This is a genomic window from Nicoliella lavandulae, from assembly GCF_037546185.1.
Lineage (GTDB): Bacteria > Bacillota > Bacilli > Lactobacillales > Lactobacillaceae > Nicoliella > Nicoliella lavandulae.
Window position 1 is genome coordinate 622728 of record NZ_JAWMWH010000001.1, and the last position, 25383, is coordinate 648110.

Below are 25383 nucleotides of genomic sequence, written 5' to 3' on the forward strand. Positions count from 1 at the left end.
TTAAAAATAAGTTAAGATGACACGATTTAATAAGATAGGATCCTTTCATGATAAATAAAAAAATTACCTGGTTCCTTACCGCTGCTACTTTGTTTGTAACTAGTGGCATGATTAATTCATCACCAGTAAGAGCCGCTCGAATTAGTTTCACCCAAATAAAAAAATACAATCGCGCTTATAACCATACTGCCAAGTCATTTACCACAGTAGATGGCTTTTTAACTGCTGATTCATGGTATCGGCCTAAGAAAATTTTAAATAATGGAAAACAGTGGGTAAATTCTACGCACCACGATAAGCGGCCGTTATTAATGAGTTGGTGGCCAAATAAGCAGACTCAAATTAACTATTTGAATTTTATGAATAATAATGGTTTTGGTCCTAATTTTTCATTACATAATAATGATGACTCTCAAAATGATTTAAACGTTGCGAGTCGTCAAGTTCAAGTAGCAATTGAGCAAAAAATTACTAGTGAAAATGGTGATACCAGTTGGTTAAAAAAGTTAATTACAACGTTTGTTAACTCACAACCACAATGGAACATTAAAAGTGAAAATTATAACTATAATGATGGATTCCAAGGCGGTTCACTTCTGTATGGCAATAGTAAATTGACCCCTGCTGCTAATTCTAAGTACCGCATTATCAATCGTTATCCAAATATGCAGACTGGTAAAATTGGCTATGATGATGAAGGTCAATCCGATGGCAATGAATTTTTATTGGGTAACGATGTTGATAATTCGAATCCGGTGGTTCAGTCTGAAGACTTGAACTGGGTTTATTATTTAACTCATTTTGGTGATATTACCCAGCATGATTCAAATGCAAACTTTGATGGCATTCGGTTTGATGCAGTTGACAATGTCGATGCTGATTTATTGAATATTACCGCTAACTACTTTAAGCAGGAGTACCATGTTAACCAAAGTGATCAAAATGCTAACAATCACATGTCTATTTTGGAAGATTGGGCTGGTAAGGATCCTAACTATATTGAAGACCATGGCAATAACCAATTGACGATGGATGGGGATCAACATTTTGCAATGATTAATTCATTAGCGTTGCCATTGAAACAGCGATTAAGCATGAAGCATTTAAATGAATATACGATTGTTGATAATCGTAGTAATGATACGACTCAAAATCGGGCAATTCCTAATTATTCATTTATGCGGGCCCATGATAGTGGGGTGCAAGAGCTCCTATTTCAAATTATTAAAGATAAATATGATGCTAAGTTTAACGGGGGTAAGATCAATCCAACTTATCTTCGTAAGGCGTTAAAAATTTATGATGCTGACGAAAAGGCAACTAACAAAAAGTATACCTATTACAATATTCCTGCCAGTTATGCGTTTATGTTAACTAATAAGGATACCGTCCCACGGATTTATTATGGTGATATGTATACTGATGATGGCCAATTTATGGCCCATAAGTCACCATATTATGATGCGATTGAAGCGATGCTAATGGCCAGAATTAAGTATGTGGCTGGTGGTCAACGAATGCGGGTCCAATCAGGATTATTGACTTCCGTTCGCTTTGGGAGTGGTGCGAATACAGTAAAGGCTACTGGAAATGCCAAAACACGGACTTCTGGGATTGGGGTCATAGTTGGCAATCGACCGAACCTAAAGTTAAAAGCTAATGATAAGATCGTATTGAACATGGGCGCTGCCCATAAGAATCAAGACTATCGTTCTGTAATTACACCCACTAGTAATGGATTAGCAACTTACTCGAATGATGATGCCGCTTTAGTTGATAATCAATCGATAAAGACAAATCAAAAGGGACAATTAATTCTTACTGGTAAGCAATTAAAGGGTTATAGTAATCCTCAGTTATCAGGCTATCTTTCGGTTTGGGTCCCGGTTGGCGCCAGCGCTAATCAGGATGTTCGAACGAATAGCAGCAATGCCCAGCGCAGTCGCAAGCAAACATTTCGGTCCAATGCAGCATTAGACTCTCAAGTGATTTTTGAGGCTTTTTCAAATTTCCAATCAATGCCTAAAAATCACAGTCAATATGAAAATGTGGTGTTAGCGAATCGAGTTGCTGACTTCAAAAAGTGGGGCATTACGTATATGCAACTACCACCTCAATATCGTTCGGTTAGCGGGAATTCATTTGTTGATGCGACGACCCAAAATGGATACGCATTTAATGATCGGTATGATCTAGGATTTAACAGTCCGACTAAGTATGGGACGGCAGATGAGTTAGCCAACGTGATTAAAACCTTTCATAATAATGGCATTAAATCATTAGCTGATTTTGTGCCCAACCAACTTTATAATCTCCCCGGGCAGCAAGTTGTTTCCGCTACCAGGGTGGATATGAATGGTAAGCCAATTAAGGGTGCTAACATTAACAAACGCCTATACGTAGCAAATGCAATTAGTAGTAAAAATAACTATCAATTTAAATATGGTGGGGCATTTTTAGGTGAATTAAAGCAACAACATCCCCAATTATTTAAAACGAAACAAATTTCGAATGGGCAACGGTTAGTTGCTAATCAACCATTGAAACAGTGGAGTGCTAAGTATTTAAACGGAAGTAATATTCAAGGACGTGGAGCCGACTATGTATTACAAAATCCTGCTGATAAACGTTACTATATGGTTAACCATCAACATATTTACTTACCTTCATCAATTAAGTAGGGAGTTTCATTGAATGAAAGAGAATCAATCTAAATCACGATATAAATTATATAAATCTGGTAAAAATTGGGTGATTGCATCCTTAATGACGATTTCACTAGGGATTGGATACCAAATTAATCATCAATTACTTGTAAGTGCTGCTGATGATCAACCATCAACAAGTGCTAGTTTAAATAGTGATAGCAGTGCCAGTGATTCAAGCAGTAGTGCAAGTGCAGCTACTTCAACTAGTGCCGATTCTATGGTTGCTAGTAGCGCAACTAGCAGTGAATCATCAGCTAATACTAATCATGCTGATTCCAGTGCTGTTACTAGTTCGAGTGCTGATTCAAATAGCAGTAGTAATTCAACTAGTAGTGATTCAACTAGTAGTGATTCAACTAGTAGTGACTCGGCTAGCAGCAGTGTTAACGAAAGTAGTTCTAGTGCAATGGCTAGTAGTGCTTCTGAAAATATCAATGTGAAGTCCAAGCCCGTGGTCGGAATTAGTGCTAAGAATACCAAACTAGTTAAACAGTTAATTAAGCAAAATAATGTTGATAATATTAAGCAAATTAATGGTAAATATTACTATGTTGATTCATTTGGTGATCCGCATACGAATGTGACGGTCCAACTAGGTAAATATGTGCTTAGCTTTACTGGTAAAAACGGTGCGTTAGTTGATAGTAACCAAAATGATATTGAGTATGGTTTGAATCAGTTAAATAATGAATATACTGAACATAATTCATTTGATAGTGTTGATTCAAATAGTATTACAACAACGGACGGTTTCTTAACGTCTAATTCTTGGTATCGACCAAAGGATATTTTAAAAGATGGTAAGACTTGGACGGCCTCAACGAATACTGATATGCGGCCACTATTAATGACTTGGTGGCCAAATAAACAAATTGAGGTTAACTATCTAAACTACATGAATCAACATGGGATTGGACCTAATTTCTCATTACATGAAATTAATGATGAGCAAACTTTATTAGATTCATCTGCCCAGGATGTTCAAAAGGCAATTGAACAAAAAATCACTCAAAATAATGGTGATACAACATGGTTAAAGAATTTAATCAATACGTTTGTGGATTCGCAATCATTATGGAATATTAATAGTGAAAATAAAGGAACTGACTCCCTGCAAGGTGGATCACTGTTATTTAATAACAGCGCCTATACCCCAAGTGCTAATTCAAATTATCGATTGATTAATCGAGCCCCAGCTAATCAAACGGGAGTGCAATTATACAATTATGATTTATGGAATGGTTCCGAATTCTTACTAGCTAATGATGTTGATAACTCTAATCCAGTCGTTCAGGCTGAAGACTTGAACTGGCTTTATTACATGATGAACATTGGGTCCATTGCTAAAAATGATCCAGATGCTAATTTTGATGGATTACGAATTGATGCAGTTGATAATATGGATGCTGATTTACTTCAGATTACGGCTGACTACTTTAAGGATGCCTATAAGACCAATCAAAATGATGCTAATGCGAATAGCCATCTATCCATTTTAGAAGATTGGAGTAAAAATGATGCTTACTACTTACAAAAGCATGGTCAAAATCAATTAACAATTGATGATTTACTCCACTTTAACATGATGTCAGCATTGAACGGTAAGCCAGGCCAACGGTTAGGCCTTGATACCCTAATTAATGGTAGTTTAGTAGATCGAACGAATGACAGTACTCAAAATCAAGCAATTCCAAATTACTTTTTTGTTAGAGCTCATGATAGTGGAGTGCAAGATATTTTATTCCAAATTATTAAGGATAAAATTAACCCTAATTCAGATGGGGCTCACTTTACGACCGATGAAATTAACCGGGCGTTAGCCTACTATGATCAAGACACTAATGCAACGAATAAACAGTATACTTACTACAATATTCCAGCTTCTTATGCATTAATGTTAACGAATAAAGATACAGTCCCTAGAATTTATTATGGTGATATGTATACAGACGACGGCCAATATATGGCTACTAAGTCGCCGTATTTTGATTCAATCCAATCAATGTTAACTGCGCGAGTTAAATATGTAGCTGGTGGTCAATCCATGGCAATGAACAATGGTGTTTTGACTTCGGTTAGATATGGTAAGGGTGCTGATACAGCTACTGAAGTAGGGGATGCTACTACCCGGAATTCAGGAATTGCAGTTGTGGAAAGCAATAACCCGAATTTATCGAACACTAGCGTAACGATTAAAATGGGGGCCAGCCATAAGAATCAAGCTTACCGACCATTAATGTTAACAACTAATAATGGAATTCAAGAGTTCAATAGTGATGCTGAAGCTAGCAATAATGTCATCTATACAGATGCCAATGGGAACTTAACTTTAAATGCCGATCAAGTGAAAGGATATAGCAATCCACAAGTATCAGGATATCTATCAATGTGGGTCCCAGTAGGAGCTAGTGACAATCAAGACGTTAGAACCCAGTCAAGCACTACTAATAGTACTGATGGGAATACCCTTCATTCTAATGATGCTTTGGACTCAAACGTTATCTTTGAAAGTTTTTCTAATTTCCAAGCAATGCCCCAAAATAATAATCAGTATTTAAATGCAGTGGTAGCTAAAATGGCACCAACTTTTAAGCAGTGGGGAATTACTTCCGTTCAGTTGCCACCACAATATCGTTCCGTTACTGGGAATGACTTTTTAGATTCACTTGTTCAAAATGGGTATGCATTTAGTTATCGTTATGATATGGGTTATGGGACGCCAACTAAGTATGGTACGATTGATCAATTAACGACAGCCATTAAATCTTTGCACACGCAAGGAATTCAAGCGATTGCTGACTTTGTGCCAGACCAACTATATAGTCTAAATGGTGAACAGGTCGTTTCAGCTACTCGAGTGGATCAAAGTGGTAACTATATTCACGGTGACTCCATTTATAAAAAATTATACGTTGCTAAAACGATCAGCAATGGAACTGATTACCAATCTAAGTTTGGTGGTAAGTTCTTAGCACAGCTACAACAAGCATATCCATCATTATTTACAACTAATCAATTATCAACGGGGCAACCAATTGATGCTAGCCAAAAGATAACTCAGTGGTCAGCTAAGTATATGAATGGGACCAACATTCAAGGTCGTGGGTCCGATTATGTTTTAACCAACGGCGTTAATAATCAATACTTCAGTATTAATGGAATTAATTACTTACCAAAACAGTTATTGTCCGGTAGTGCAACTAGCGGGTTTGTTAAGGTTGGCAAAAATACTAATTATTACTCGACTAGTGGATATAAAGTCACTAATTCATTTGTAAAGGATAATCATGGCAACTTATATTATTTTGATAACAATGGCAATATGGTCCTTGGTAAACAAAAGATTAACCAATCTTATTACTTCTTTTTACCAAATGGAAAGGCATTAACGAACTCCGTTTTCCGTGCTAAGAATGGTGATCAATATTATTATGGGGCTAATGGTGCTGCTTATCAAAATGGTTATTATGATAATCCAGAGACTAATAATAATCGTTACTTCAATAATAAAGGAGTAATGGCGACTGGAAGAGTTAAAGTTAACGGCATTTATCAGTATTTTGATACTGAAAATGGTGATCAAGCATTCGGCGAGTGGGTCGGTAAACGCTACTACGATGCTGATACAGGTAATGAAGATACTAGTCAATTTGCAACGATTAACAATAATTGGTACTACTTTGATAAAAACGGTAAATATGTAACAGGTCGGGTTAAAATTAATGGTAAGTATTACTACTTTGGTTCAAATGGAATTCAAGTAAAGGGTAATTTTGGCATTAGTAACGGTCAAAAGCATTATTACAGTGGCACTGATGGGAGTTTAGTTACTAATGACTATATAACCGTTAATGGCCTTTGGTATTATGTTGATCAAAAAGGTAATATCGTGACGGGATTACGAACTGTTAATGGCAATAAACTTTACTTTGATCAAAATGGAGTTCAAGTAAAGGGTAAGACAATTAAAGTGAATGGTAAAAAGTACTTTACCGATAGTAAATCTGGCATTGTTTATTCGCTAAAGAATAAGAATCAAGAAACCAAAAAAGCCACTGAGATTGCAAACGCTAATACAGGCTCAATCCAGCAGAGTACGTTATCGTTGGTTCCCCATGATTTAGAAATTAAATCATTACCAGATGGTGGCCATTATACATCTGATGATGGTGGTAAAACGCAAAAGTATATTTATCAAGATAAACCAATTAAGGGTTTATACAGTAGTAATGGTAATTTATATTACTTTAACTATGATGATGGGACCGAGGCAAAGAGCCAAGTCGTAGATGTTAATGGTAATTATTATTACTTTAATAGTAATGATGGCCAAGGAAATTTAATCAATTCAGTTAGTGGTGGTCAATACATTGAGACTAAGTCAAATGGCAAAAATACTAATGACTCAAGCCAATGGTTGTATGAAACGAATGACGGCAATGTCTTAAAGGGCATTCAAGTTGTTGATGGCAATTTACGCTATTTTGATGCGGTTGATGGTGAGCAGCTAAAGGGTGGCACAGCCAATATTGGAGGTACTTATTATTACTTCGAGCCGCAAAATGGTGATTTAGTAGGGACCGTAAATAATAATTTGAGCAACGGTAAGTATATAACTGAACATGGGAATACCCAGTACGTTGATAGTCATTCGAATATAATTAAAGGATTAAGTTTTATTAATGGTAAACTTCAATACTTTGATTTAAATACTGGTCACTTAGTTAAGAACAAACAAGTTTACACTAATGGTGCAACCTATTTCTTTGATGCAAAGGGGAATGGACAGTATTTATTTACTAACACTGATAAATCAGGTACAACTGATTTCGCCTCAAATAATGCCGTTAATAGCACTAGTCCTAGTGACTATAAAAATACGGTGGATGGCTTCTTAACTGCTGACTCGTGGTATCGACCTAAGGCCATCTTAGATGGTGGCAATACTTGGCGAGCATCTACTAGCAATGACTTCCGCCCCATTATTATGAATTGGTGGCCAAATAAAAATGTGCAAGTTAACTATTTGAAGCTAATGCAGGCCAATGGATTGTTATCAACACAAACTCAATATAGTTTGTTTACAGATCAAACGATCTTAAACCAAGCTGCTCAGTTAGCCCAGGTAGAAATTGAACGTAAAATTAAGCAAGAACGGGGAACCAGTTGGTTGAATGATTTATTGTTCAAGGGTAATGGCAAAACGCCATCGTTTGTTCAACAACAATTTATTTGGAATCGCAATTCAGAATATCAAGGCCAAGGGGATGCATGGTTCCAGGGTGGATACTTAAAATATGGTAATAGTCCGTTAACGCCAACCACTAATTCTAAGTATCGTAAGGCAGATAATAGTTTTGACTTCTTATTAGCCAATGATATTGATAATTCGAATCCGGCTGTTCAAGCAGAAGATTTGAATTGGCTATATTATATGTTGAATTTTGGAAACATCAGTACCAATGGTAAGACCAAAGATGCGAACTTTGATGGGATTAGAATTGATGCGGTGGACTTTATCAGTAATGAGACGATTCAACGGATTTATGATTATTTACGGGATGCATATGGTGTTGCTAAAAGTGATCAAAAGGCTAATAGTCACTTATCACTAGTTGAAGCTGGGATTGATGCTGGAACTACGTTTACTAATAGCGATGCGTTAATTGAATCCAATTTTAGAAATGCAATTACGACAGCGTTAAATAATGCACCTGGTAAGAATGAATCGCTAAGTGAATTAATTAAGGATGCTGATAGTGGGGTTACTATTGCTAATCATGCCAACAATGAATCTGATGGTGGGGTGCCTAACTATTCAATCGTTCATGCTCATGACAAGGGAATTCAGGAAAATGTTGGTGCTGCAATTACTGATGCGACTGGTGCTAATTGGACTAACTTTACGCCTGCCCAATTACTGACTGGATTAAAGGCATACTATCAAGATCAACGTTCGACCATTAAAAAATACAATAGCTATAATATTCCAAGTTCCTATGCATTAATGCTAACTAATAAGGGGACGGTTCCGCGAATCTATTATGGTGATATGTATCAAGATGATGGTCAGTATATGCAAACGCCTAGTTTATACTACGATGCAATTGATACGTTAATGACAGCTAGAAAACGGTATGTTGGTGGCGGTCAAACAATGAGCGTTGACAAATATGGTTTATTGAAAAGCGTTAGATTTGGTAAGGGAATTATGAATGCTAATGCTAAGGGAAATCGAACTTCAAGGACTGAAGGGATTGGCGTGATTGTTGGCAATAATCCTAAGCTAAATTTAGATAATAATGATGTGGTTACATTAAATATGGGATTAGCTCACCGTAATCAGAAATATCGGGCCTTAATGTTAACCACTAATGACGGTTTAAAAACTTATTCATTGGATCAAGATGCACCAGTTGTGCAAACTGATGATAAAGGAATCTTAAGGTTTAGTCAAAAGGATATCAATGGACAAAGCAATACCTCAATTCATGGTTTTTCAAATCCACAGGTGACGGGATATCTAGCTGCGTGGGTTCCGGTTGGGGCTAAAGATAGCCAAGATGCAAGGACAAAGCCATCTGATAAGCTAAATAATGATGGCAAAGTCTTTCATTCTAATGCGGCATTGGATTCTAATCTTATTTATGAAGGTTTTTCTAATTTCCAGCCAATGCCAACTAATCATGCTGAGAACACAGACGTAGTAATTGCTAAAAATGCTAAGCAATTTAAAAAGTGGGGCGTTACTAGTTTTGAAATGGCACCGCCATACCGTTCTAGTAATGACCATAGTTTTATTGACTCTACCGTTAGTAATGGATATGCATTTTCTGATCGATATGATTTAGGTTATGGGTCCCCAACTAAGTACGGTAATGATGCTGATTTAAGAAAGGCAATTGTTAAGTTACATCACCAAGGCATTCAAGTAATGGCTGATATGGTATATAACCAACTTTATGACTTAAAGGGACAAGAAGTCGTATCGACCACTAGAGCTGGGGTGACTGGTAATTCAGTTCCACTAGGCTTTGGTAAACAACTATACGTTGTTAATTCAGTTGGTGGTGGTAAGTATCAAAAGCAATATGGTGGCGCTTTCTTAAAGACGATTAAACAAAAGTATCCAGATCTATTTAAGGCTAAGCAATATGATTATTATGTTCAAAAATATGCTGATAATGGTGATGGCGATGCATATTTAGCTAAAGCTAAATCAACAAGAACTAAAATCCCTGATAATGTTCCAATTAAACAATGGAAAGCCAAATACATGAATGGAACTAATGTATTAGGATTAGGGATGGGATATGTTTTAAAGGATTGGAATACTGGTGAATACTTTAAATTAGATGGTGATCATTCTGTTGTTCCTAGTTCTTTAACTGATCAAGATAATTCAAATAATGAATAGATACAATGAATAGAAAAAATCATCCTGCGGGATGATTTTTTTATTAATTTTTAAAAAACGTATTTAAATATTTAGATTTTGTGTTACAATACTATTCGTGTCGTGATTGGAGTCACCTTTTGATGGATTAGGTGCTCGTGTCATGAATTTGCTTTGTGCGGTGGCTTGCTTAAACTGCATATACATAGTTGATCATTACAAGCTTTTAACCTTTTTGTTGGAAGCTTATTTTTTTTGGTTAAACCACCACATGAATTTATCTATACGGGTTGATTTATGATAAAATAAGAGTTGACTATCTATTCAGAATTGAAAATAAATAACGGAGTAATTACATGAATCCAGAAGAATTTAAAGCGCGTTTAGCTGACCAGGGCATTACAGTTACTGCCACCCAAATGAAACAATTTGATACATACTACCAACTATTGGTAGCCACTAATGAACACGTCAATCTCACGACCATCGTTGACCGAGATGATGTGTATTTAAAGCACTTCTATGATTCAATTACCCCCGCATTTTATTTCAAGGCATTACAAAGTGAACCGCTAACCCTATGTGATGTAGGTGCTGGGGCTGGATTTCCATCATTACCGATGAAGATTTTATTTCCGCAATTAAAAATTACCATTGTGGATTCACTAAATAAGCGAATTAACTTTTTAAATGACTTAGTGACGGCCCTGGGATTAACCGATGTTCAGACCGTTCATGCCCGAGCAGAAGAATTTGGTGGAAAAAAATCAAAGGCACGCGAATCTTTTGATGTCGTGACCGCCAGAGCAGTGGCTCGAATGAGCGTATTAGCTGAATTATGTTTACCACTAGTGAAAGTAGGCGGTCATTTAATTGCACTTAAAGCTGCCAAGGCTGCTAGTGAGTTAACCGTCGGAGAACATGCAATTACGATCCTCGGGGGAAAATTAATTGCTGATCATGAATTTGAATTACCAGTTTCACGTGATGAGCGAAATATCGTAGTTGTGAAAAAAACGAAGCAAACGCCAAAACAATATCCACGTAAAGCAGGAACACCAAATAAAAAGCCAATTGGTGAATAAAAGGAGGGGTTAAAATGGCATATGTAATTGCACTTGCAAATCAAAAGGGTGGGGTTGGTAAAACGACCACAGCTGTGAACTTAGGTGCTGACTTAGCCACTTTAGGCAAACGAGTGTTATTGATTGATGCCGATGCACAGGGAAACGCTACCAGTGGAGTTAATATTGAAAAACGGATGATCAAGCAGGACAATCTACCAACGATGTATGATATTTTGGCAGAAGATGCACCAATCAAAGATGCCATCGTCCACACAGAACACGCGGGACTCGATGCAGTACCAGCGACCATTGATCTATCGGGGGCTGATATTCAACTAGTTTCCAAGATGGCACGAGAAACAATTCTTAGAACAGCAATTGCGGAAGTCGAAGATGATTATGATTACATTATTATTGATTGTCCACCTTCATTAGGATTGATTACGGTGAATGCATTTACGGCTAGCGATTCCATTTTGATTCCAGTCCAAAGTGAATACTATGCCTTAGAAGGGCTGAGTCAATTGTTGAATACCTTTAACTTAGTCAAAAAGCATTTCAACCCGAATCTTGCAATCGAGGGTATCTTACTTACGATGTATGATTCTAGAACCAACTTAGGGCGGCAAGTAAATGAACAGGTTCGCGATTACTTTAAGGATAAGGTATACGATACCGTAATTCCTAGAAATGTTCGCCTATCTGAAGCGCCAAGTTACGGTAAACCAATTAGCGACTATGACCCTAAGTCAAAGGGCGCACTCGTTTATATGAAACTTACGAAGGAAGTGTTGGCTGCTCATGGCAAGTAATAAAGGATTAGGCCGTGGGATTGAAGCATTATTTTCTGATAGTGATATTCAATCTGAAGAAACGGTCAGCGAGATTAAATTAACCCAATTAGTACCCAATCCCTATCAACCACGGAAACAATTTGATTCCAATGCGCTAGCGGATTTAGCTAATTCCATTGGTAAGTCAGGTGTATTTCAACCCATTATTGTCCGTAAGGCAGCGATGAATGGGCAATACGAAATTCTTGCGGGCGAACGTCGATTCAGAGCTTCCGAAAAGGCGCATAAGACAACCATTCCAGCAATCGTGCGCAATGTTTCAGATGAACAGATGATGGAAATCGCGGTGCTAGAAAACCTGCAACGGGAGGACTTAACCGCTATTGAAGAGGCAGAAGCCTATAATACATTAATGACCAACCTTAAATTAACGCAAGCCCAAGTGGCCAGTCGCCTAGGTAAGAGTCGGTCATATGTTGCCAATTACTTACGTTTATTAGGGTTGCCCAACGAAGTAAAAACAATGGTACAAAAAAAGCAATTATCAATGGGGCAGGCACGGGCATTATTGTCAGTTAGTGATAAGGATGCTCTGCGTAAATTAGCACGGAAAGTATATGACCAAACCCTAACGGTGCGCCAGATTAACAAGGCCATTGAAGAAATGGGAACATCAACGAAGCCGAAACGGGCTAAGAAAACGTCGCGTGCTACGCGTAAATCACCATTCTTGCGGGAAACTGAAGATCAATTACAGGATCGATTTGGCACGTCGGTTTCAATCAATAACACCCCGAATAAGCACGGGAATGGTAAAATTGAAATTGATTATATGTCCAACGAGGACTTGAACCGGATTTTAAAGCTTCTAGATATCCATATCGACTAGAATGGAGGACTCATTATGTACGAATTACATGACATTGTGGAAATGAAAAAAGCCCATCCATGTGGTGCTAACCGTTGGGAGATCATTCGGATGGGTGCTGATATCAAAATTAAATGCACTAATTGCGGGCACATTGTAATGTTGCCACGCCGTCAATTTGACCATAAACTCAAAAAGGTCTTAGAAAAACATAACCAAGAATAATAGAAAGTGAGCGAATTTTTTTATGTCATTAACAGCAGGAATTATCGGATTACCAAACGTTGGAAAGTCGACGTTATTCAATGCCATTACAAATGCGGGAGCAGAAATGGCTAACTACCCATTTGCTACGATCGATCCGAATGTAGGGATGGTTGAAGTACCAGACAAGCGCTTAGATCGGATTCAAGAATTAATTCCAGCCAAGAAGGTAGTGCCAACGACCTTTGAATTTACTGATATTGCCGGAATCGTTAAGGGTGCCAGTAAAGGGGAAGGACTTGGAAATAAGTTCTTAGAAAATATTCGCCAAGTTGATGCGATTGTCCACGTTGTTCGGGCATTTGATGATGATAACATTACCCACGTTACTGGAAAAGTTGATCCAATTGCTGATATTCAAACCATCAATTTGGAATTAGGGATTGCAGATTTAGATGCCGTTAACAAGCGGTTGGGTAAAGTTGAACGTGCTGCCAAGGGTAAGGATGAAGATGCATTAGCTGAAAAGGCAGTACTTGAAAAGATTAAGCCAGTGCTTGAAAATGGTGGTTCCGTTCGTTCAATTGACTTTAACGAAGATGAACAAAAAATTGTTAAGGGTGAATTTTTACTTACTTCTAAGCCAGTGCTATATGTTGCTAACGTCAGTGAAGATGACATGGCTGATCCTGAAAATTCCAAGTACTTTAAGTTAGTTCAAGACTACGCAACTAAGGATGGTGCGCAAGCAATTGGCATTGCTGCTGAAACTGAAGAAGAAATTGCTGAATTAGATGATGATGATAAACAAACTTTCTTAGAAGCAGAAGGCGTTGAAGAACCAGGCCTAAACAAGTTAATTCGGGCTTCATACAAGCTATTAGGCTTGGAAACGTTCTTCACAGCCGGTGGTAAAGAAACGAAGGCGTGGACTTACTTACGGGGTACTAAAGCACCTCAAGCAGCCGGAATTATTCACTCTGATTTCGAACGTGGATTTATTCGAGCAGAAGTAATGTCATTCGATGACTTGGACCAATTAGGTAGTGAAAGCGCAGTTAAAGAAGCTGGAAAACTACGGGTTGAAGGAAAAGAATACGTAATGCAAGATGGTGACATTGTTAACTTTAGATTCAACGTTTAATAACGGAGGCAATTCATGAGCAACGAAAATCGAAAACGAAATGCCGCTGCTGCTGCGCAACAAAAGCGGTCAGCTGCTAAAATTGAAGAACGCAATGCGTTCGATGATATGGGACTAACCAAGCGCAATGCTGAATACATGTTCCGTTTCAAACAACAATTAGATCAACTTAACCTAACGGCCGAAAAGAAGCGTGAAACCGTTGATTCAATGGTTAAGGAGTTAGTTGATAATCAAAAAAGTGGGGCAACGGCGCGGAATCTCTATGGAACCGTAGAAGAACGAATTGAATCGATCAAGAACCCACCCCGGCAAAAAGAACCCATTTTAGCTAATTACTGGCCAAATGCGGTTTATAACTTCTTTGTCTTTTTCGCATTATTTATGGTGCTATACGGGATTACGTTCATGATTTCCAAACCTGCTACCGGCCAAGAAAATTCAGCCGGACTAGTGGCCGTTTTAATTGCGTCTGCGCTAACTGGAGCTGGGATGCCAATTATTACGCGTCTATTTGATGTTAACGTGATTCATACGCACAAATGGTATACGAGGGCATTATTGATGATTGGGATGTTTATCGTGTGGATTGCTGTCTTTTATTCCACTGCATTAATTCCAACGGCTATTAATCCAATCTTGCCAGCAGTTGTTGATATTATCCTTGCAGTACTATCATTTGCAGCATCATTTTGGATTAAAAGTAAATACACAATTACTACTGGATTATTCATGGCTAGAAACCGTGTGACTAAAAAATAATCTTACCAAAACACTAACATTTAGAATTGTTAGTGTTTTTTTGTTCGGAATTTAATGCAAAAATGTGAGAAAAATTAGTTTTTTAGCGATTTTGAAAGTTTTATTTACAACTTAGCTTTTTTTTGGTAAAGTTAGAAACAATATAATTTTAAAACGTTGGAATATATCACAAAGGAGTGCTTTAAATTATGTCTAATTGGGATACAAAATTTGCAAAAGAAGGAATCACATTTGATGATGTATTGTTGATACCTGCAGAAAGTCACGTTTTACCGAATGAAGTTGATACTAGTGTCCAATTAGCTGATAATTTGAAGTTAAATTTACCATTTTTAAGTGCCAGTATGGATACTGTTACTGAACATGAAATGGCAATCACTTTAGCTAATCTTGGTGGTTTAGGGGTTATTCACAAGAACATGTTAATCGATGCCCAAGCCAAGGAAGTAGAAAAGGTTAAAGCAGTTGAAAAAGATGCTAAACGGTTCCCTAATGCAGCTGTAGATGCAAATAATCATCTATTAGTTGCCGCTGCCGTTGGTGTGACTAGCGATACTTTCAAGCGGGCTGAAGCATTGTTAAATGCTGGTGTTGATGCTATCGTAATCGATACTGCGCATGGTCATTCAGCTGGAGTATTACGGAAAATCAAAGAAATTCGGGATACTTATCCAAAGGCTACTTTAATTGCCGGAAACGTTGCTACTGGTGAAGGGACGAATGCATTGTTCAGAGCTGGAGTTGACGTAGTTAAAGTTGGAATTGGTCCTGGTTCAATTTGTACCACTCGTGTTATTGCCGGAGTTGGGGTGCCTCAACTAACTGCCATTTACGATGCTGCTTCAGTAGCTCGCAAGTGGGGCAAGCCAATCATCGCTGATGGTGGAATTAAGTACAGTGGTGATGCTGTTAAGGCAATCGCTGCTGGTGGTAACGCAGTGATGCTTGGTAGTATGCTATCCGGAACTGATGAAGCACCTGGTAAGGTCTTCGAAGAAGATGGTAAGAAGTACAAGGCTTACCGTGGAATGGGTAGTATTGCTGCAATGGAACATGGTTCTAAGGATCGTTACTTCCAAGGTGAAGTTAATGAAGCTCAAAAGTTAGTTCCAGAAGGAATTGAAGCGCGGGTTGAATACAAAGGTAGTGCCAAGGATGTTATTTTCCAAATGACTGGTGGATTACATTCTGGAATGGGCTACACTGGTTCTAAGGATATCCAAACGATGATTGACCGTGCTCAATTTGTTCGAATTTCAAATGCTGGATTGATCGAATCACATCCACATGATGTTCAAATTACGAAGGCAGCTCCTAATTACAAATAAAATAAATTAGTTAATAAAGGCTAAGGATTTGGGTTTTACTCACTCCTTAGCTTTTTTTGGATGGGTAGAATATGCTAAAATAAGTGTATAAGTTTAAATTTTTGTAAATCGGGTAAAGTAGTCTTAAAGAATAAACCTTAAGAAAATAATTTCAGTAATGATTTGTTACACTATTAGTAAATAAATCTATGAAAAATAAGGATGATGACACTATGAAAATTTTAGTTGTAGATGACGATAAAGAAATTGCACAATTATTAGAAATTTACATCCGTAACGAAGGATACGAACCAGTATCTGCTCACAATGGGAAAGATGCATTATCAATTTTAAGAACTGAAAATGACATTGGTTTAATGATCTTAGACATTATGATGCCCAATATGACTGGGATTGAAGTATTAAAGGAACTCCGTCGTGATTCCAAGCTACCAGTTATTATTTTATCTGCTAAAACGACTGATATGGATAAGATTCAAGGATTAATTAGTGGTGCTGATGACTACGTTACTAAGCCATTTAACCCACTTGAAATTATGGCCCGGGTTCGTTCTTTATTAAGAAGAAGTCAAGACAAGATGACTAATGATGAACCAGATATCCTAAATATTGGTTCCCTTACGATCAATAAAGACTCCCATGAAGTAAAGACTTCAGATGGAAAAGAAATTCAATTAACGGCCCTTGAATTTGGTATTTTATACCTTCTTGCTAGTCACCCCAACCGTGTCTTTTCCGCTGATGAAATCTTTGAACGGGTATGGCGTCAAGAAAGTGTTGTATCGGCTAAGACCGTTATGGTGCACGTAAGTCACTTGCGCGATAAGATTGAAGATGCTACTAATGGTGAAAAGGTAATCCAAACCGTTTGGGGTGTTGGATACAAGATTGAAAGTTAACAGACTGGGGAACTAGAATATTGAAATTAACAACGCGTGAAAAAACAGAGTTATTCGGTGAAGGGGTCATTACCCTAATCCTATTGTTACTACTGAATTTATCAGTGATTGTGTTATTCAGTCAGGCGTTATTCAATAATCCCGGTTTGAAATTTGGTTTTATTACAATTAAACATTCGATTTTTACTAATCCTGGTGCGCCGTTTCAAAATCACGGAGCAGGCCCTAGACCCTGGTGGATGGATTTATTAACCTGGCAAAATATTTTAGCTGGTGTAATGGGAATAGTTGACTTAATTGTGATTTACTGGCGGCTACTTCGGCGGTATAATTTAATTCAGCTCCGGCATGTAATTGATGAAATTCACTACATTGCTGATGGCCACTTTGACCATCGAATTCCATTTAAGATTAATAGTGAAAACCAAAAAGTGGTAGACAGTGTTAATTCACTCGTGGATAGTGTAATTGAATCAATGGAGGAAGAACGGTCCATTGAACGTTCTAAAGATGAATTGATTACGAATGTTTCACATGATATTAGAACCCCGCTAACCTCGATTATTGGCTATTTAGGCCTAATTGAATCGGGTGGCTATAAGAGTAAGGAAGAATTGCTTAAATACACCCATATCGCTTTCTTTAAGTCTAAACAAATGAAGTCATTAGCGGATGACCTATTTGAATATTCAAAAGCAAGGACGATTTCAAATAATCTTCAATACAATAAGGTCAATGTAAAACAATTGATTGAACAACTTGCAATTAGTTCAGAATTGGAAGCCGAGAAAAAGGGCTTACAAATCGTTACTGAATGTAATGACAATCAACTCTTTGTGGAAGCAGATGCTGAAAAATTAGGCCGTATTTTTAATAATTTAATTACTAACGCATTGAAATACGGTAAGGGTGCTAAGCATATTTTTCTAAGTGCTTCGCAAGCTAATGCAAATGAAGTGGTAATTACCGTTGCTAATGACGGTGAACCAATCCCGAAAAAATCCATTAATCAAATTTTTGAACGATTTTATCGGGTGGAAACATCTAGAAATAAATCAACCGGTGGGACTGGATTGGGCTTAGCAATTGTCCAAAACATTGTGGATAGTCACAATGGCTTTATTAAGGTTGAATCTGACAAAAAGTTAACTAGTTTTGCGATTCATTTACCAATCCATGCTAACCATCCGTTGAAAAAAACCGGCTTTAAAAAACTACAATCTAAAGATAAGAAGGAAAATTAGTTATGAATTTTACTCACCGATTCTCCAAAATCATCGTGATGATCGGAATGGTGTTGATGACACTGGGATTGCCAGTTACGGCTAGTGCAAGCTCTGTTTATCAAAACACAAATCAACCAGATATTGATGCCACAGTTGGGCTAGCAGTGGATGCTAGCAATGGTCAGGTCCTATATTCAAAGAATAGCAATCGGCCCATGCCATTAGCGTCGATGAGTAAATTAATGTCTTTATATATTGTTCGCAAAGCAATTGCAGAGGGTAAAATTTATTGGGATCAAAAGGTGCCAGTAAACTCTGCATTACATAACTTAAGTGTCGACACTGATTATGCGAACGTACCATTACCAACTGGTAAAACCTACACGGTAAGACAAATTTACCAAGCTTCATTTGAATCAGCGAATGCTGCAATGATGTCATTAGCTAACTTAGTTGGGGGCTCGACCCAAAACTTCGTCCTAATGATGCGTAAGACGGCTAAGCAACTGGGAATTAAAGATGCACAGTTGTACACTGCCTGCGGATTAACGAACGGTGAAGTGGGGAAGGCATTAGGAATGCCTGGCGTTGATGATAATGCTGAAAACAAGATGTCAGCTAAGGATATGGCTAAAATTGCGTCTAAGTTTATGCAGCAATTTCCAGATGTATTAAAACACACTTCCATTAGCGAATACACGTTAGGTGGCAAAACACTGCGAAATGGTGACTATATGTTACCTGGTGGAACTCAAGCAGATCCTAACTTACCAGTACAAGGTTTAAAAACAGGAACTTCAACCACTTGTGGTGGTAGCTTCATTGGAACCACTAATCGCGATGGCCATCGCATTATTACGGTGGTAATGCACGCATCTAATACTGAACCTACTGATCCGGGCCGGTTTATTCAAACTAAGAAAATTATGAACTATGTTTATGATAATTACCGGTATGTAAATGTGGCGGCGGGTGCTCAAACCGCGTATAAGAACGTGGCAGTCCCAAGTGGATCAGATACTAAGGTTGCTATTAAGACCAAAAAGGCCTTTCACTATTGGGCGCCAATGAGTGCTTCTGGTGCTAACGTTAATTTAGTAATCAATAAGCAGCTCAGAGATGGCAAGGGCATTGATGCACCAGTTAAGCGTGACCAAAAAATTGGTCGATTGGTCTTCAAGGACTTTACAAATCTAGATGGCAAAACCTTACATGTATCAATGGATACAGCTGCATCCGTGGATAAAGCGAATTTATTTGTTAGAATTTGGCGTAGTATCGTTAACTTATTCTAAAAAACCAAAAAAGTCATTTCCGTTCGGAAATGACTTTTTTATTATCTTTATTTAATCCCTTTTTGATCTTCGTACATGTATTCACGAGTCATTGGTAAACCATGACCAGAAGGACCCTTGGAAATTAAGTATTGAATAACATCAATATTTCCGGCCTTGAATGAAGCGGCACAGGCTTGTAGATAGAGATCCCACATCCGAATGAATCGTTCGTCAAATAATTTCTTAACATCATCAATGTGTTCTTTGAAATTAACATCCCAATGTTCAAGGGTTACTTGGTAGTGGCGACGAAGGGTTTCCATATCGTAAACTTGCATCCCATTTTCAATAATGTGATCAAGATTTTCATCTAATCCTGGAACGTAACCACCAGGGAAGATGTATTTGTTGATCCAACCATTGTAAGCGCCACCTTGTTGTCTGGTGATTCCGTGGATTAATGCAACCCCGTTTGGCTTCAAGTACTTGTTAACGTATTTAAAGTATTCACCCAAGTTTTCTTTTCCAACATGTTCGAACATTCCAACGGAAGTAACGTAGTCGAATTGTTCATCGTGATAGTCACGGTAGTCACGAAGGTAGACAGTTGCAACATCGTCTAAGCCTTCTTGTTGAATCCGGTTCTGAACGTAATCATATTGTTCTTGACTAAGGGTGATTCCAGCAACCGTTAAACCAAATTCCTTAGCAGCAGTGAGCATTAAAGTTCCCCAACCACAACCGATATCTAATAGTGTACGACCTGGATTTGGGTTTAACTTTTTAATAATGTGTCTGATTTTGTTCATTTGAGCTTGTTCAAGGGTGTCATCTGGGCTTTCCCAGTATGCACAAGAATAAGTCATTGTAGGATCAAGCCAAATCTTGTAGAAGTCGTTTCCGATATCATAGTGGCTTTGAACATCCTTTTTACTTTCCTTTTCACTGTGTGATTGTTTTGGTAAGAATCGAATGAATTTCTTATTACGCATGAAACTGTTGGCGCTTTCGTATGCAGACGTAACTAAGTCTTCAATATTGCCATCAATTTCGATTTTACCATCCATATAGGCTTCCCCTAATGCAATGGAAGCATTTTTGGTGATTTGACGAATTGGAATTGGTTCTTTAAAGGTAATGTGAACTTCTGGTTCGCCTTCACCGTAGTTTTCGCTTTTACCGTCCCAATAAGTCACTTTAACTGGTATGTTAAAGCTTCTTTTTAAAAATTGTCGATAAAAAGTTTTTTCTAACATAAGTAAACAAATCCTCTCCTAATAATTGACTATGGATAGTATTATACGCTTATTTATTAAATTTTTGTAAGGGATGCTTCCAAATTATTGAATGAATAATGTTATAATTAAATAAAATCATTTAGTAAGAGGGATCATTATGAAAAAAATTTTGGGAGCCATTATTACGATTATTATAATTGGGATATTTGGTGGGTGGTTGATTAATAACCACCGGACAACGGTAACGGATGTTAATTCCGCAATTGACCGCGGAAATCAAGATATCCAAAACCAGCAGTACCATAGCGCTGTAGTTGATTTTAAGCAGGCATTAGATGCCCAACCGAATAATCAAGTGGCTGTAAACACGCTTCAACAATTACAAGCCTTTCAAGCGGCTAATTCATTCTATCAAGTTCAACATTTGGTAACTGCATCTCAACAGTACCAAAAAGTAATTGATCTAAAGCAATCAAAGACATTGGTTTCAAGAGCAACGCAACAAAAGCAAACAACTGATACGTTGCTAAGCAATGCGATTACATTGACCAATATTTATAACCAAGCATTGCGTTTTAACCATTTGAAGAAATATAAGCAATCTTCACAGGTATTAGCAGCAGCACTGCAAAATCAAAATTTAAATAACCCATACTTTAAAAAAATAGCAACTAGGGTCAAGACATTACACACTGCTAATTCAGCTAAAAGAATCGATAAGGCTACCGTTACGAATCGATTAGCAATTCGACCAGACGTAACCAACAACAATTAAATTAACAAAATACGAAGAGGAGAAGTTTTTGTATGCATTTATGGGATAAATTCATAAATAACATCCGACTCCGCAGATTGTGTGTTTTATTAGCAATCATTGCGGTGTTGTATTTAGCACGGGGCATGATGACAATCATTTTGCTGACGTTTATTTTTACCTTCTTGGTGACGACATTAGTTAACTGGGTTCGCCAATACTTAAAAATTCCGAAACCCCTTTTAGTCTGTATTATCTATGTAACGGCAATTCTACTAGTGGCCTGGGCAGCTGCCATTTACGTACCCCAAATCATTGATCAAGCAATTGCTGGCATTCGTTCAATGGTTAATTTCTATCAAAATCCAAATAACATTACGGGCAATGATACGCAAATTCAAAAATACATTAGTGATGTTATCTCTAAGTTTAATGTTGTATCAGTCCTAAAGGGGAGTGCTAATACTGCATTTGACTATCTAGCTAGCATTGGGTCAGTTAGTGCATCGGTCTTTCTGTCATTAATTTTAAGCTTCTTCTTCACGCTTGAATCCGACCGGATGGCGAGTTTCTCAAAGAAGTTTTTAACTAGTAATGTGGGCTGGTTATTTCAAGATATCTACTATTTCGCTAAAATTTTCGTACGAACATTTGGGGTCGTATTAGAAGCCCAACTCTTTATTGCAATCTGTAATACGGTTTTAACAACCATCGTTATGGCATTTATGGGCTTACCACAACTACTCATTTTAGCAATCCTAGTATTCTTCTTGAGTTTAATTCCAGTGGCGGGAGTGATTATTTCATTCATTCCATTATCACTAGTTTGTTATTCAACTGGTGGCATCTATGATGTTATCTACATGATTATTACAATCATCGTAGTCCATGGAATTGAAGCCTACGTATTGAATCCCAAATTTATGTCATCACGAACTAAGTTACCCATCTTCTATACCTTCGTGGTATTAATTGTTGGTGAAAAAATATTTGGTGGTTGGGGATTGATTGTATCTGTTCCTATCTTTACCTTCATTTTGCATGTTTTGAACGTGCAACGGGTAGGGGATGAACCGGAAGCAAATGATAAAATTGTAAAAAAGTATAATCATTCATCTAAATCTGATGAAAATTAATGGTGAATGGTGTATCATTGTTATGAAATTATTTATTATATAATAAAGAAAGAGGTTTGGAACTTATGGCAAAACTTGTATTAATTCGTCATGGACAAAGTGAATGGAACCTTTCTAACCAATTCACTGGTTGGGTTGACGTTAACTTGAGTGACAAGGGTGTAGAAGAAGCTAAGAACGCTGGTAAATTACTAAAGGAACACGGATTAGAATTTGACTACGCTTTTACTTCCGTATTGACTCGTGCGATTAAGACTTTGCACTATGCGCTAGAAGAATCTGACCAATTATGGATTCCAGAAACAAAGACTTGGCGTTTGAACGAACGTCACTACGGTAAGTTACAAGGATTAAACAAGAAGGAAACTGCTGAACAATACGGTGACGAACAAGTTCACATTTGGCGTCGTTCATACGACACACTTCCTCCACTTCTTCCAGATGATTCACCATACTCTGCTAAGAAGGACCGTCGTTACGCTGACTTAGATCCAAACTTAATTCCTGCTGGTGAAAACCTTAAGGTTACGCTTGAAAGAGTTATGCCTTTATGGGAAGACCAAATTGCACCTAAGTTATTAGATAACAAGAACGTTATCATTGCTGCACATGGTAACTCCTTACGGGCTTTAAGTAAGTACATTGAAAGAATCAGTGATGATGACATCATGGACTTAGAAATGAAGACTGGTGAACCAGTGGTTTATGATTTTGATGATAAACTTAAGGTTACTAACAAGACTAAATTAGATAACTAATTTATAAAAAAGGTAATTGATTTGCTAGCCAAATTCAATTACCTTTTTTTATATTAATTTTTTTAAATAAGGGTAATTATTTTATGAAAACAATTGCAAAATACAAAATAAAATGGCAAACGGGTCTGCCATACTTATTCATTATCTTATTATCACTAATCGTCATGGTTCCTCAATGGCATGCTCAAGCGGCGTTTATCGGCTTAGACTCAGTTTTTCATATGAATCGTTTTTATGATACCATGATGCAGATTAAAACTGGCCATTACAGTTACTTTCAATCATTCTTTGGGTTTGGCCAATCTGGGCGAATTGTGAACGCGGTTTATGGACCGTTGTTTGCATATTTAAATGGAGCTATTCTATTAATTGTCCATAACTGGGTGAATTATCAATTGATCAGTACCTACTTGTTATTTATTATTGCTGGATTTTTAATGTATCGATTACTGATCAAAAACCATGTGCAAATGGTGTGGAGTATAGTCATGGCGGTTTGTTACATGTTTTCAACGCCTATTTTATACTGGATCAATGGCCAACAATTTACTGCATGGGGCGCTGCATTCGTTCCATTATTAATGTTATCGGGAACTGAAATGATGCGGAATGGACGGATTGCCTGGATTAAATTAGCGCTATCAATGACGCTAGTGTTGCAGATTCACAATGTAACGAGTGCCATTTGCGCGTTAGCTTTGGTACCATTTTTCGTTACTGGGTGGCTAAAGTCTGATCAACGAAAACAAATGGGACTTGCGTTATTAAAAGCCATTGGATTAACGTTGATCCTATCTGCGAATGTATGGGGCGGGATGTTAGAACTATTTAGTTCTAATCACTTACTGCCGGTGGTTCCTGATTTACACTTGGCAGCTGATTCGCTCTACTTTATCCATGGGGATACTAAGTTATCATACACGGCAGCGATTCTATTTGGGATTGCGTTTTTATACTTGGTCATTCGGTGGCGTCAAATAAGCATCGATACGAAAGTGATTATTTTGGATGGCGCTGTGTTCCTATGGATATCATCCCATTTCTTCCCATGGGCATTGCTTTCAAAGCTAGTGCCGGCGGTGGATTCGGTAATTCAAAATCCAATTCGCTTTTTAGTGATTCCGTATGCGCTATTGTACTTAGCACTAGGTATCATGCTATCGGATCAAACAATTAAGTGGGGCCGGTTAGTGAGTGGGATAGTGGTATGTTTAGTAGCGTTATTATTAGTTTATAAGGATGTGCGTCATGTCCAAGCCAAAGTCCGTCACTTTAGAGGCGAACAAGTAGTCATTAGTAATCGGTTTTCAACCATTCGGACGAAGAATCCCGACATATTAAGAAGTGCGTTGCGTTCTAATAATTTACGGGCTTTCTTAAGATTGGATAGTAAGGCAACCCCTGATTATATGCCAACAACTAAGAAGATTTCGGTTTATCAATATGCAAAATTCAAGCCATATACGAGATATCGCAAACAAATTATTGAACCAAACCTAAATGCACATCGTGAGGTTAAAAACGGTGTTATGAGCGTTAATTGGGTTAATAACTCAAGTAAGACTACGACTAAGCAATTACCAGTTGTTAAGTATGGGCATTCCATTGTAACTTTGAATGGTAAGCAAGTTAAAAACGTTAAAATTAGTTCCATTGGTGCGTTAATTGTTAAGTTGCAACCAGGCTATAATCATTTGACCATTCGTTACCAAAGTGCGGGATGGTTCAAAGCATTGATTTGGCTTTCAATTGCTAGTTGGATCATATTAATTGGCTATGGTGGCATCAGAATATTCCGCCGTAAAGCGTAAAAAAATAAGACTA

The 25383-nt window shown here is 37.6% G+C and carries 17 protein-coding genes; 16 read left to right on the forward strand and 1 reads right to left on the reverse strand.

Features of this window, described 5'->3' with window-relative positions; all coding sequences use genetic code 11:
* Nucleotides 1-47 precede the first annotated feature (47 nt).
* The 12 genes from R4146_RS02860 to R4146_RS02915 all read left to right on the forward strand — a co-directional run bounded on the left by R4146_RS02860 (nucleotide 48) and on the right by R4146_RS02915 (nucleotide 19691).
* Complete coding sequence (locus tag R4146_RS02860; RefSeq protein WP_339959941.1) at nucleotides 48-2681, forward strand: glycoside hydrolase family 70 protein; 2634 nt, start codon at nucleotides 48-50, stop codon at nucleotides 2679-2681.
* A gap of 13 nt (nucleotides 2682-2694) precedes the next feature.
* A complete protein-coding gene (locus tag R4146_RS02865; RefSeq protein ID WP_339959942.1) occupies nucleotides 2695-10125 on the forward strand; it encodes a glycoside hydrolase family 70 protein in 7431 nt (2476 codons plus the stop codon).
* Between the two features lie 335 nt (nucleotides 10126-10460).
* Nucleotides 10461-11189, forward strand: a complete 729-nt coding sequence (rsmG, locus tag R4146_RS02870) for a 16S rRNA (guanine(527)-N(7))-methyltransferase RsmG (protein ID WP_339959943.1) — start codon at nucleotides 10461-10463, stop codon at nucleotides 11187-11189.
* A 14-nt stretch (nucleotides 11190-11203) separates the two neighbouring features.
* Complete coding sequence (locus R4146_RS02875; protein WP_339959944.1) at nucleotides 11204-11983, forward strand: ParA family protein; 780 nt, start codon at nucleotides 11204-11206, stop codon at nucleotides 11981-11983.
* Nucleotides 11973-12854: a ParB/RepB/Spo0J family partition protein gene (locus R4146_RS02880; protein WP_339959945.1), complete on the forward strand. Its 882-nt coding sequence runs from the start codon at nucleotides 11973-11975 to the stop codon at nucleotides 12852-12854. The genes R4146_RS02875 and R4146_RS02880 overlap by 11 nt, the downstream gene beginning before the upstream one ends.
* A gap of 15 nt (nucleotides 12855-12869) precedes the next feature.
* On the forward strand, nucleotides 12870-13058 hold the full coding sequence (locus R4146_RS02885; protein ID WP_339959946.1) for a DUF951 domain-containing protein: 189 nt from the start codon (nucleotides 12870-12872) through the stop codon (nucleotides 13056-13058).
* A gap of 22 nt (nucleotides 13059-13080) precedes the next feature.
* Nucleotides 13081-14181: a redox-regulated ATPase YchF gene (ychF, locus tag R4146_RS02890; protein ID WP_339959947.1), complete on the forward strand. Its 1101-nt coding sequence runs from the start codon at nucleotides 13081-13083 to the stop codon at nucleotides 14179-14181.
* Nucleotides 14182-14196: 15 nt separating this feature from the next.
* Nucleotides 14197-14943: a DUF1129 family protein gene (locus R4146_RS02895; RefSeq protein WP_339959948.1), complete on the forward strand. Its 747-nt coding sequence runs from the start codon at nucleotides 14197-14199 to the stop codon at nucleotides 14941-14943.
* A gap of 188 nt (nucleotides 14944-15131) precedes the next feature.
* On the forward strand, nucleotides 15132-16271 hold the full coding sequence (gene guaB, locus R4146_RS02900) for an IMP dehydrogenase (protein WP_339959949.1): 1140 nt from the start codon (nucleotides 15132-15134) through the stop codon (nucleotides 16269-16271).
* Nucleotides 16272-16483: 212 nt separating this feature from the next.
* Nucleotides 16484-17170, forward strand: coding sequence for a response regulator transcription factor CroR (croR, locus tag R4146_RS02905; protein ID WP_339959950.1), 687 nt, complete (start codon nucleotides 16484-16486; stop codon nucleotides 17168-17170).
* Nucleotides 17171-17190: 20 nt separating this feature from the next.
* Nucleotides 17191-18414, forward strand: a complete 1224-nt coding sequence (locus tag R4146_RS02910; RefSeq protein ID WP_339959951.1) for a sensor histidine kinase — start codon at nucleotides 17191-17193, stop codon at nucleotides 18412-18414.
* 2 nt (nucleotides 18415-18416) lie between these two features.
* The gene (locus tag R4146_RS02915) at nucleotides 18417-19691 is read left to right on the forward strand and encodes a D-alanyl-D-alanine carboxypeptidase family protein (protein ID WP_339959952.1); all 1275 of its coding nucleotides are present in this window, start codon (nucleotides 18417-18419) and stop codon (nucleotides 19689-19691) included.
* A gap of 47 nt (nucleotides 19692-19738) precedes the next feature.
* On the opposite strand, the gene R4146_RS02920 is transcribed toward R4146_RS02915, so the two are convergent.
* Complete coding sequence (locus R4146_RS02920) at nucleotides 19739-20929, reverse strand: class I SAM-dependent methyltransferase (protein ID WP_339959953.1); 1191 nt, start codon at nucleotides 20927-20929, stop codon at nucleotides 19739-19741.
* A 139-nt stretch (nucleotides 20930-21068) separates the two neighbouring features.
* On the opposite strand from R4146_RS02920, the gene R4146_RS02925 reads away from it, so the two are divergent.
* The 4 genes from R4146_RS02925 to R4146_RS02940 all read left to right on the forward strand — a co-directional run bounded on the left by R4146_RS02925 (nucleotide 21069) and on the right by R4146_RS02940 (nucleotide 25370).
* On the forward strand, nucleotides 21069-21686 hold the full coding sequence (locus R4146_RS02925; protein WP_339959954.1) for a hypothetical protein: 618 nt from the start codon (nucleotides 21069-21071) through the stop codon (nucleotides 21684-21686).
* 32 nt (nucleotides 21687-21718) lie between these two features.
* Nucleotides 21719-22801: an AI-2E family transporter gene (locus R4146_RS02930; RefSeq protein WP_339959955.1), complete on the forward strand. Its 1083-nt coding sequence runs from the start codon at nucleotides 21719-21721 to the stop codon at nucleotides 22799-22801.
* Between the two features lie 65 nt (nucleotides 22802-22866).
* The gene (locus R4146_RS02935) at nucleotides 22867-23559 is read left to right on the forward strand and encodes a 2,3-diphosphoglycerate-dependent phosphoglycerate mutase (RefSeq protein ID WP_339959956.1); all 693 of its coding nucleotides are present in this window, start codon (nucleotides 22867-22869) and stop codon (nucleotides 23557-23559) included.
* Nucleotides 23560-23642: 83 nt separating this feature from the next.
* The gene (locus tag R4146_RS02940) at nucleotides 23643-25370 is read left to right on the forward strand and encodes a putative glycosyltransferase family protein (protein ID WP_339959957.1); all 1728 of its coding nucleotides are present in this window, start codon (nucleotides 23643-23645) and stop codon (nucleotides 25368-25370) included.
* The last annotated feature ends 13 nt before the right edge of the window (nucleotides 25371-25383 follow it).